At 69.0% G+C, this 11082-nt stretch carries 8 protein-coding genes; 5 read left to right on the top strand and 3 right to left on the bottom strand.

Annotated elements, in window-relative coordinates; translation table 11 throughout:
• Both A5673_RS17265 and A5673_RS17260 read right to left on the bottom strand, forming a co-directional pair.
• Positions 1-801, bottom strand: an 801-nt coding sequence (locus A5673_RS17265) for a sodium-dependent bicarbonate transport family permease (protein ID WP_197518407.1), incomplete at its 3' end; no start/stop codon positions are given.
• A 198-nt stretch (positions 802-999) separates the two neighbouring features.
• Positions 1000-2238 carry a sodium-dependent bicarbonate transport family permease gene (locus tag A5673_RS17260; protein WP_068234846.1) on the bottom strand — a complete coding sequence of 413 codons (1239 nt, stop codon included), beginning with the start codon at positions 2236-2238 and terminating at the stop codon, positions 1000-1002.
• A gap of 355 nt (positions 2239-2593) precedes the next feature.
• Here A5673_RS17260 and A5673_RS17255 point away from each other — a divergent pair, with 355 nt between their 5' ends.
• From A5673_RS17255 to A5673_RS17240, 4 genes are all read left to right on the top strand, one after another.
• Positions 2594-3946 carry a salicylate synthase gene (locus A5673_RS17255; protein ID WP_068234843.1) on the top strand — a complete coding sequence of 451 codons (1353 nt, stop codon included), beginning with the start codon at positions 2594-2596 and terminating at the stop codon, positions 3944-3946.
• Positions 3947-4103: 157 nt separating this feature from the next.
• Complete coding sequence (locus tag A5673_RS17250) at positions 4104-5120, top strand: acyl-ACP desaturase (protein ID WP_068234840.1); 1017 nt, start codon at positions 4104-4106, stop codon at positions 5118-5120.
• Positions 5121-5235: 115 nt separating this feature from the next.
• Positions 5236-6684: an FAD-binding oxidoreductase gene (locus tag A5673_RS17245; RefSeq protein ID WP_068234838.1), complete on the top strand. Its 1449-nt coding sequence runs from the start codon at positions 5236-5238 to the stop codon at positions 6682-6684.
• 104 nt (positions 6685-6788) lie between these two features.
• On the top strand, positions 6789-8399 hold the full coding sequence (locus tag A5673_RS17240; RefSeq protein WP_068234835.1) for an MFS transporter: 1611 nt from the start codon (positions 6789-6791) through the stop codon (positions 8397-8399).
• Positions 8400-8406: 7 nt separating this feature from the next.
• On the opposite strand, the gene A5673_RS17235 is transcribed toward A5673_RS17240, so the two are convergent.
• Positions 8407-10047 (bottom strand): (2,3-dihydroxybenzoyl)adenylate synthase, encoded by a 1641-nt coding sequence (locus A5673_RS17235; protein ID WP_068234832.1) that lies wholly within the window; start codon positions 10045-10047, stop codon positions 8407-8409.
• 96 nt (positions 10048-10143) lie between these two features.
• Here A5673_RS17235 and A5673_RS29170 point away from each other — a divergent pair.
• Positions 10144-11082 (top strand): phosphopantetheine-binding protein (locus tag A5673_RS29170; RefSeq protein WP_231971123.1); only part of this gene is annotated, 939 nt, incomplete at its 3' end.

The following is an 11082-nucleotide window of genomic DNA, read 5'->3' as shown; positions in this document are numbered from 1 at the left end:
GACCTTCTGGCCTTGCAGGGCACTGATGAAGCCGATCGCTATTCCGCCGACGAGGAGGATGATGCCGGGATTGAGGAAGACCTCCTGCAATATCTCGCGGGAGAACAGGGGCGCCTTGCTGCGCAACGGCGCCGCCTCATACCACTCGGGATGCTCCCGCTTCTCCAGCGAGAACTCCAGCTCCTCCTCGATCCCGCGATCGGAGTCCTCGTCGACGCTGTCCGCCCCGGCGCGCCGGGTGGCCGCGCCCGGCCCGACCATGGCGGGAGCCCGATAGCCGGGCTCGTCCGGCATGAACCCCGCGTCGTCCATCCCCCGGTGCCGCAACCGCGCCACGAGGTACAGCGCCACCAGGCAGCCGGGAATCTCCATGAAGGCCAGCATCACCGGCATGTAGGCGTCGAAGGCGATGCCGACGCTGGTCAGGAAGGCCACACAGGTGGCGAAGGTGCCCGCCGAATCCGACGCGTAGTAGCCGGAGACCGTCGCACGGTCGACGCGCCGCAACCTTGTGAGGTACCGCAACAGGAAATAGGTCAGCGCACCGACCACGAGGTTCAACGCGAAGCCCACCGCCACGAAGCCGGCGATGTTGTCGATGTCGGCCGGCTTGACCTTGGCCAGCTCTTCGCCGCCCTGCCAGCCGATGGCCACCAAGAGGTACATGGTGAGCCCCTGATAGATCGCATACGGGAACTCGAAGCGCACCTTCAGGATCGGAATCAGAAAACCGAAATAGAAGAACAACAACAGCGGCTTGAAGAGGTTCTGGGTGAAGTTCTGCCAGAACTCGTACAGCATCGCGCCTCCTGGCGAGCTAGGCCAGCGAAGCGGGCGGGGAAAAGGGAAGCGCGGCGTGCGAGAACATCATTAGAACCATGAGGACTCACGCGACGCGAGTCAACTTGGTGACGCCCTCTTTACGAACAATTAACAACGCTCGTTTTCACGTTCCGAGCACCGATTTCCCGCGAATAGCGGCGACGCAGCCGATCGTCGCTAGAACCAGTGTGAGACCAGGCGGTTGATCTCGATATACAGCGGGATTCCGATGGTGACGTTGTAGGAGAACGTCAGGCCAAGCGATGCCGCCAGCGGCAGGGTCGGGCTCGCCTCGGGGATGGCCAGGCGCTGGACCGCCGGGACGGCGATGTAGGAAGCGGCACCGCACAAAACCGCGAACAGCACGTAGGTCCCCGGCTTGAAATCGGCGTTGGTCGCGGCCGCGTACAGGTGCGCGACGATGATGCCCAGCGGCGCAAAGATATTCGGCGCGAGCAGGCCGAAGAAGATGAAACCCGGTCCAGCCGACCGCAGATCCCGCAGCTTGCGGGACGCCGTCATGCCCATCTCGAGCAGGAAGAGGCACAGCACGCCCTGGAACGCCAACACGAAGAACTTGTCGTCGTCGGCAACGACCTTCTGCCCCTGCAGGCCACTGATGAGCCCGATGGCGATGCCGCCGAACAGCAGGACGAGGCCGGGGTTGAGGAACACTTCCTGCAGGAGCTCACGAGAGAAGAGGGGTACGCCCCGCTTGCCCTTCGCGGGCGGGGGGTTCTGGTCGGGCTCCCAGTCGGGGTGGTCCAGCTTTTCCATCGAGAGTTCGAGCTCCGTCTCGACTCCCCGGTCGTGCTCGGCCGCGAGGCTCTGGCCGTGCGGGGGCTTGGCCGCGGTGCCGGGCCCCACGCCCACTTTCACCGGCGGGGTGTAGCCGGGCTCGTCGGGCATGTTCCCGGCGGCGTCCATGTTCCGGTGCCGCAGCAGCGCGACGAAGTACAGCGCCACCAGGCAGCCGGGCACCTCCATGACGGCCAGCATCACCGGCATGTAGGGGTTGAACGCGATGCCGACGGCGGCCAGCACGGCCAGGCAGGTCGCGAACGTTCCCGCCGAGTCCGATCCGTAGTAACCGGCGACCGTGGCGCGGTCGACCTTTCGCAGGGACGTCAGCCAACCCATGAGTACGTAGGCGATCGCCCCGATGAGGAAGTTGAGCAGGAAGCCCACCACCATGAATCCGATGATGACCCCGATGCTCGAGGCGCTGACGTTGGCGAGTTCTTCGCCGCCGTGCCAGCCGATGGCCAGCAGCAGGTACATCGTCAGGCCCTGATAGATCACGTACGGAAACTCGAAGCGCACCTTCAGGATCGGGATGAGGAAGCCGAAGTAGAAGAACAGCAGGAGCGGCTTGAACAGGTTGTGGGTGAAGTTGTGCCAGAACTCTTGCAGCATTGTGGTGGTGCCTCTCTTTTTGAAGCAGTGATTGGGGGAAGCACCGTGCACAACCGGGGCAACCGCGACATCCCGAAACCGGTGCAAAATTTAGCCCCGCCGGTAGGGGTCCGCCACTCGGACACAGCGCGAAAAGGCCCCGTTTTACACAGCCGTATCGAAAGAGCGGATTTTCCCAAAGCCTCTGGTCACCGCGCCGCTGGTCGGACGGTGTATGGCGAGTTCGACGTGAATCCACTGTGACTTTTCTGGTGATTCCCTGTAAGCATCGCCGCGGGCGTGGCGGCGCCGGTCTCCGCGGCGGCCGGGGGAGGGGTTGCGCGTTGTTAGATAGGTTAGGCTACATTTACTAACCGTGACCGAGGTCAGCGTCGAAACGAGTTCCGCAGGCTCCACGTCACCGACGATTCCGTTGCCCCCCGACGTCCACCCGGCCGACTTGGCCGCCGAGCTGGCTCGCGCGCTGCCGGAGCGGCTCGGCGAGGAGTACCTGCTCTACGAACACGACGGCCAATGGGTGCTGGCCGGCGGCGTGCGGGCGATGGTCGAGCTGGACAGTGACGAGCTGCGGGTGATCCGCGACGGCGTCACGCAGCGGCAACGGTGGTCCGGGCGGCCCGGCCCGGTCCTGGGCGAAGCCATCGACCGGCTCCTGCTCGAAACCGACCAGCTTTTCGGCTGGGTCACCTTCGAATTCGGCGTCCACCGCTACGGGCTGCGGCATCGCCTGGCGCCGCGCACACCTTTGGCGCGGGTGTTTTGGCCGCGCACCCGCATCGTGGTGACCCCGGAGGCGGTTCGCTGCTACGGCGGCGACGCCGGCCTCAGTGAGGCGGTGCACGGCGTGGTTGGCGACGGCGTGCGCGACCTGCCCGACGCCCGCGCGGTCGACGTGAGCGCCGACCCGTCCGGCTACCGCGACCGGGTGGCGGCGGCCGTCCGCGAGATCGCGGCGGGGGGCTACCACAAGGTGATCCTGTCGCGTTGCGTCGAAGTCCCTTTCCCGCTTGACTTCCCGAACACCTACCGGCTGGGCCGGCGGCACAACACCCCGGTGCGGTCGTTTTTGTTGCGGCTCGGCGGGATCCGCGCCGTCGGCTACAGCCCCGAACTCGTGGCGGCCGTGCACCGCGATGGCGCCGTGGTGACCGAGCCGCTGGCCGGCACGCGCGCGCTCGGCCGCGGTGCGGCGCATGATCGCCAGGCTCGCGAGGACCTGGAATCCAACTCCAAAGAGATTGTCGAGCACGCTATTTCGGTGCGCAGCTCGTTGCGGGAGATGACCGAGATCGCCGAACCGGGAACCGCGGTGGTCAGCGACTTCATGACGGTGCGGGAGCGGGGGAGCGTGCAGCACCTGGGTTCCACGGTCAGCGCGCGGCTGGGCCCGTCGAGCGACCGGATGGACGCGCTGGAGGCGCTCTTTCCGGCGGTCACGGCCTCGGGTATCCCGAAAGCGGCCGCCGTCGAGGCCATCCTGCGCCTCGACGAAGGCCCGCGCGGGCTGTATTCCGGTGCCGTGGTGATGTTTTCGGCCGACGGCGGCCTGGACGCGGCGCTCACGCTGCGGGCTGCGTACGAATGCGAGGGCACGACGTGGCTGCGGGCCGGTGCCGGAATCATCGAGGAGTCCGAGCCCGAGCGCGAATTCGAGGAGACCTGCGAAAAGCTGTCGACGCTCGCGCCGTACCTGATTGCCCGCCCCTAGCGCTTCCGGCGTCGGCTTTCGTCGATCTCGGCGCGGAGGAGCCCCCGCCGCTCGGCCCGTAAGGACTTTTGGCCCTAGTCGACCGGCTCCCGACGTGTGATCTTTGTGTAACTGCATGACACAGGTACTGATAGACACACATAACTGGGAGGGTCCCGTGTCCGACAGCTTGACCAACCTGCAGCTACTGCAGGAGCTCGAGCCCGTGGTCGAGCAGCTGCTCAACCGCCACCTGTCGCTGTTCAAGGAGTGGAGCCCGCACGACTACGTTCCGTGGTCGGACGGCAAGAATTTCTACGCCCTGGACGGTCAGGACTGGGAGCCCGGCCAGAGCCGGCTTTCCGACGTCGCACAGGTCGCGATGGTGCAAAACCTGCTGACCGAGGACAACTTGCCGTCGTATCACCGCGAGATCGCGATGAACTTCAGCATGGACGGCCCGTGGGGCCAGTGGGTGAATCGGTGGACCGCCGAGGAGAACCGGCACAGCACGGCGCTGCGCGACTATTTGGTGGTCACCCGCGCGGTCGACCCGGTCGAGCTGGAGAAGCTGCGGATGGAGCAAATGACACGCGGGTTCAGCCCGGGTCAGAACCAACAGGGTGACATGTTCGCCGACAGCCTCTTCGACTCGGTCATGTACGTGTCGTTCCAAGAATTGGCCACCCGCGTCGCGCACCGCAACACCGGCAAGGCCGCCGACGACACCATCGCCGAACAGTTGATGGCGCGGGTGTCGCACGACGAGAACCTGCACATGATCTTCTATCGCGACGTCAGCGCGGCGGGCCTGGACATCGCGCCCAACCAGGCGATGAGATCGGTGCACCGTATCCTGCGCAACTTCAAGATGCCCGGATTCACCGTGCCGGAGTTTCGGCGCAAGGCCGTGATCATCGCGGTCGGCGGTGTCTACGACCCGCGCATCCATCTCGACGAGGTCGTCATGCCGGTGCTGAAGAAGTGGCGCATCTTCGAACGCGAGGACTTCACCGGCGAGGCCGCCCGGATGCGCGACGACCTCGCCGTGCTGATCAAGGAACTCGAGGTGGCCGGCGACAAATTCGACGAATCCAAGCAGCGCTACCTCGAGCGGGAGGCCCGCAAGGCCGAGCGGATCACCGCCAGCAGGGTGCTCAAAACCGAAGGGACACTGACGCTCAGCGGGCGGTAGGCGCTCGGCGGGGTAACGGTTCGGGCACGTTTCGGTCGTCGCCCCGACACGTCATGCCGCGCCGCGGTTCTCCTCATCGAGAATGCGGGCATGACGCAATCGCGGGAGCCCGACGTTGGCGCGTGAGATCTCCCGCCAGACGTTTCTGCGGGGCGCCGCCGGCGCGTTGGCCGCCGGCGCAGTGTTTGGATCGGGCCACCTCGGCTCGGTCCGGGCCTCCGCCGCTCCGGCCGCGTCCGGCTGGGACGGCCTGTCCACCGCCCTCGGCGGCAAGGTGCTGTTGCCGGGCAGTCCCCAATTCGGCTCGGCCAAGCAGGTTTTCAACACCAACTACAACGGCTCCACGCCGGCGGCGATCGTCACCCCGACGTCGGCGGCCGACGTGCAGAAGGCGATGGCGTTCGCCGCCGCCAACAACCTCAAGGTCGCCCCGCGCAGCGGCGGCCACTCCTACATCGGCGCGTCCACGGCCAACGGGGCCATGGTTTTCGACCTGCGCCAGCTGCCGGGGGAAGTCAACTACGACGCGGCCACCGGCCAGGTCACGGTGACGCCGGCGACGAGCCTGTACGCGATGCACCAGGCGCTGGCCGCGGCCGGCCGGGGCATCCCGACCGGCACGTGCCCGTCGGTCGGCGCCGCGGGCCACGCCCTGGGCGGCGGGCTGGGCGCCCAATCCCGGCACGCGGGCCTGCTGTGCGACCAGTTGACGTCGGCGTCGGTGGTGCTGCCCGGCGGCCAGGCGGTCACGGCGTCGGCCGCCAGCAACCCCGACCTGTTCTGGGCGCTGCGCGGCGGCGGTGGCGGCAACTTCGGCGTGACGACCTCGCTGACCTTCGCGACGTTTCCCACCGCCGACGTCGACGTGGTCAACCTCAATTACCCGCCGCAGTCGTTCGCGCAGGTCTTGCTCGGTTGGCAGGGTTGGCTGCGCACCGCCGACCGGAACAGCTGGGCACTGGCCGACGCCACCGTCGACGCGATGGGCACGCACTGCCGGATCATGGCGACCTGCCCGGCGGGGTCGGGCGGGAGCGTGGCGAATGCGATCACCTCGGCCGTCGGACTGCAGCCGACCGGCACCGACAGCCACACCTTCAATTACCTGGATCTGGTGCGGTATCTGGCCGTCGGGAACCTCAACCCGGCGCCGCTCGGGTACGTCGGCGGCTCCGACGTGTTCACCACGCTCACCCCGGCCGCTGCCCAGGGGATCGCCGCCGCGGTGGACGCCTTCCCCCGGAGCGCGGGGCGCATGCTGGCGATCATGCACGCCCTCGACGGCGCCCTGGCGACGGTGGCGCCGGGGGCCACGGCCTTTCCGTGGCGCCGGCAGTCGTCGCTGGTGCAGTGGTATGTCGAGACTGCTGACCCGGCCGCGGCCACCAACTGGCTCTCCACCGCACACCAAGCGGTGCAACCGTATTCGGTCGGCGGCTACGTGAATTACATCGAGGCCGGCCAGCCGGCATCGCGCTACTTCGGCCCGAACCTGTCCCGGCTGAGCGCCGTACGGCAGAAGTACGACCCCGGCCGGGTGATGTTCTCCGGGTTGAATTTCTAGCCGCCTGTCGCGTGCCGCACGGCAGGACGTGCCCTAGACTTCTCAGCCGTGCACCACGCGCAAGGCGTTGCCCGTGCAGCGACGGGCCGTCGTCAATCGGTTCGATGGTGACGCAGGTCGCCGAGCGCGCCGACGGTGGGCAGCCGGCGCCCACGCCGTTGCGCAATCGCCTGTATCGCGGCCTGTTCATCGCGCAGTTCATCTCCAACATCGGGACCTGGATGCAAAGCGTGGCGGCCCAATGGTTCTTGATCGAGGAGCACGGCAGCGCCGCCATCGTGTCGCTGGTCCAGACGGCCAGCCTGGGGCCGACGCTGCTGCTGGGACTGTTCGCCGGCGTGCTGGCCGACCTGTTCGACCGGCGGCGGCTGCTGATCTTCCTGCAGTCGTACGCGGTGGTGGTGGCGCTGGCCCTGGCGGCGCTGACCTACTCCGGTCACCTCACCCCGACATCGCTGTTGCTGTTCACGGTGGCCATCGGCTGCGCGTCGGCGCTGACCGCACCGGCCTGGCAGGCGATTCAGCCCGAGGTCGTGCCGCGCGAGCAGATACCCGCCGCCGCCACCTTGTCCAGCGTCTCGGCGAACGTCGGCCAGGCGGTGGGCCCCGCGATCGGCGGCGTCGCCGTGGCCCTGGCCGGCCCCGCCGCCGTCTTCGCGATCAACGCGGTCTCGTTCGCCGGCATCATCATCGTCCTGCGGGGCTGGAAACGCCCCAAGCAAATCGCGCCGATCGAGCGAGAACGCATCAGCCAGGCGATCGGCACCGGGCTGCAATACGTGGTGCACAGCCCGATTTTCCTGCGGATCTTGTTGCGCGCCAGCCTTTTCCTGTTCCCCGCGTCGGCCCTGTTGGCGCTGTTGCCCGTGGCCGCCGACCACCGGTGGCACCTGGGAGCCGGCGGCTACGGCCTGACACTGGGGGCCATCGGTCTTGGCGCGACGATCGCCGTCGCCCTCGCCACACCGCTGCGCCGGAAGGTGTCGGCCAACGTCCTGCTGGCCGCGTGCGCCGCGGTCTACGGTCTCGCGCCCGCGGCGGTGGCGTGGCTGCCGTTCGCCGCGGCGATGCCGGTGTTGGTGCTGGCGGGGATGTCCTGGCTGATCACCTTGTCGACGTTGAACGCGGCGGCGCAATTGCACCTGCCGCAATGGGTTCGGGCGCGCGGGTTGTCGATGTACCTGCTGGTCTTCACGGGTTCGATGGCGATCGGCTCGTACTGCTGGGGCGTGGTCGCCACGCAGGCGAGTCTCGAGACCGCGCTGACGTGCTCGGCCGTCCTGCTGGGCGTGGCCGCCCTCAGCGTCGCCGTGCTTCCGCTGCGGGCGGCCACCGGGCTGCTGAGTCGCGACATTTCGACGTGTTGGACGTCGCCGATGCTGATGTTCGAGCCGCGCCCCAACGACGGGCCGGTGTTGGTGACGGTGCAATATCGGGTGCCGGCCGAGAACCTCAACGGCTTCGTCGAGGCGATGGCCGCGGTCCGGCGATCACGCCTGCGTACCGGTGGCCACAGCTGGCGGCTGTACCGAAGCACCAAGAGTCCCCAACTCATGCTGGAGAGATTCACCGTGGCGTCGTGGGCCGAGTTCGAGCGCCAGCACACCGAGCGCTGGTTGAGTTCCGACCATGATGCCGCTGTGAAGGCGGTGAGCTACACCGTCGACAACGCCCGACTGCACGACTACTACCTCGCCGTGCGGGTGCAGCACTGACTCCGGGCTAGGCACCGCCGAGCCGGCGGGTGAGCGCCTTCTTGTCGACCTTGCCGATCGGCGTGGTGGGCAGCGCCGCCAGCGCGACCAGCAGGTCGGGCCGGGCGTGGGCGGCCACGCCGCGCCGGTCGAGGTGCGCGTTCAGCTCGGCGAGGTCGACCGGTTCCCCGGCAAAAACGACTGCCGCGCAGATCTTTTCGCCCAGATAGGGATCGGGTAGCCCTACCGCGGCCGCGGATCGGATCGCCGCGTGGCTCAGCAGGTGCTCCTCGAGCTCGGCGGCCGCGACGGTTTCACCGCCACGGCAGATGACGTCCTTGACCCGGCCGGTGACCACCAGGTTGCCGTCGTCGCGGCGGCGGACCAGGTCGCCGCTGCGGTAGAAGCCGTCGGGGTCGAAGGCGCGTTCGTTGTCGCGCTCGGCGCGGAAGTAGCCGTTGATCGTGTACGGTCCGCGCACCAGCAGCTCGCCCTCGTCGCCGCGCGCCACCGGCCGGCCCGCCGCGTCGACGATGCGCAGTTCGTCGCCGGCGCACAGCGGCCGCCCCTGGGTGTTCTCGACCACCTCGGCGGGGTCGTCCGGGCGGGTGTAGTTCAGCAGGCCCTCCGCCATCCCGAACACCTGCTGCAGGCCCGGCGTCAGCGCGGCGCGCACCAGCCGGGCGTCCGCCGGTTCCAGTCGAGCCCCGCCAACCTGCAGCAGCCGCAACGACTTTGGCGGCGTCGGCTCCCAGTCGCACGCCTGGGCCCACAGCTTGGCCAGCGCCGGCACCAGGGCGGTGACCGTGACGCCGTGGCGGGCGATCGCGGCGAACCCGGCCTCCGGGCTGGGATCGGCGCCGAACACCGTCGTCGCGCCTACCGCCATGGCCCCGAGCAGGCCGGGGCAGGCGAGGGGAAAGTTGTGGCCCGCGGGCAGCACCGCCAGGTAGACGTCGTCGGCGCCCAGACCGCAGACCTCGGCGCTGGCCCTCGCGTTGAAGAGATAGTCCTCGTGGGTTCGGGGGATCAGCTTGGGGGTGCCCGTGGTGCCGCCCGAAACCAGCAGCAGCGCAGGGGTTTCCGGGTCGGCCGGCGGTGCGGGGGTCCTTCCGGCGCTTTCCTCGCACAGGTGGGCCCACGGGGTGAATTCCCCGGGATCGCCATCGACGATGACGTGCCGCAGCGCGGGGTGATCGCCGACCAGGCCGCGCGCCATCGCCCGGTAATCGAATCCGCTTGCGGTGTCCGGGATTATGAGACCGGTCGCGTCGCCGACCGCGGCGAAGTGGGCCAGTTCGGCGGCCCGGTGGCCGGGCAGGCACAGCACCGGGATCGCCCGCGCCCGCAGCAACCCGAACAGCGCGACCGCGAACGGGCAGCCGTTGGGCAGCTGTAACAGCACCCGGTCGCCCGGCGCGATGCCCAGCCGCCCCAGCGCGGCCGCGACGCGGTCGGCCCGCGCGTCGAGTTCGGCGTAGCTCAACCCGGCGTCCGACAGCGCGTCGACGACCGCGATCCGGTCGGGCCAGGACACCGCCGCGTCGGTCAGGAGCGTGTCCAGCGTCCGTCCCACCCAATAGCCCGCCGCCCGGTAGGACGCGGCGCGGTCGGCCGGGAACGGCACGAAGCCCTCCGGCCCCGGACGCCGCGGCATGTTCGGGGCCATCGGACTCCTTGCTCGGGGGGTGGTAGCGGCGGCGCAGGTATCGAGGATAGGGTAACCAACAACTTAGGGCAGCCTTTGCTAATTCTGGGAGGATTCGTGGTGCGTGCCCCGGCGGGCTCGGAGGACATCCGTGCGGAGGTGGCCGAGCTGCTCGGCGTCCGCGCCGACACCATCGACCCAGGGAGCAACCTGATCGGCCAGGGCCTGGACTCCATCCGGATGATGACGCTGGCCGGTCGGTGGCGCCGGGACGGCATCGCCGTCGATTTCGCCGCGCTGGCCGCGGCCCCCACGATCGAGGCGTGGTCCGAGCTGGTCACCGCCGGTGCGCCGGCGCCCGGCGCCGACCGGCCCGCCCCGATGGTCGACGCGGCCGGCCCCGCCGGCGACCCGTTCCCCCTTGCCCCGATGCAGCACGCGATGTGGGTTGGGCGCCAGGACAACCAGCAGTTCGGCGGGGTGGCCGGGCACCTGTACGTGGAGTTCGACGGCGGGCCGGTCGACCCGGATCGCCTACGGGCGGCGGCGACCCGGCTGGCGCGCCGGCACCCCATGCTGCGGGTGCGGTTTCTGCCCGACGGCACGCAGCGCATCCCGACGGACGACGGCGGCGACTTCCCCGTCGCGGTGGTCGACCTGCGCGACGACCTCGACGCGGAGCGGCGGCTGGAAGCCCTGCGGGATGCGAGCCGCCCACCAGTCCCGGTCGGCGTCGTGCTCCGGCCGCGGTTGGGCCTCCTGCCGGGCGATTGCCTGGCGGTATTCCCGGTAGGTGTAACCCAACTCGGGGAGGTCGCGGCCCAGGTAGAGGGCGGCGAGGTCGGCCATCAGGGTGCGATAGCTCATCGCGTCGGCGGCCTGCATGTCCAGATCGACGTGCAGCCGGGACCGATCGTCGGGGAGCAGCGTCAGCGTCAGTTCGAACACCGCGCCGTCGAGCTGCTGGTGCGATTTGGCCTCCCGCAGGGCTTCCAGCCGCCGCTCCGCGTCGAGGTCGTCGCGCAGGTCGACCACCGCGACGGGGAAGTCGCCGCC

The sequence above is a fragment of the Mycobacterium sp. E3198 genome, assembly GCF_001667015.1.
Lineage (GTDB): Bacteria > Actinomycetota > Actinomycetes > Mycobacteriales > Mycobacteriaceae > Mycobacterium.
Note: the sequence above shows the minus strand (reverse complement) of the source record. Positions and strands in the feature narration are given on the sequence as shown.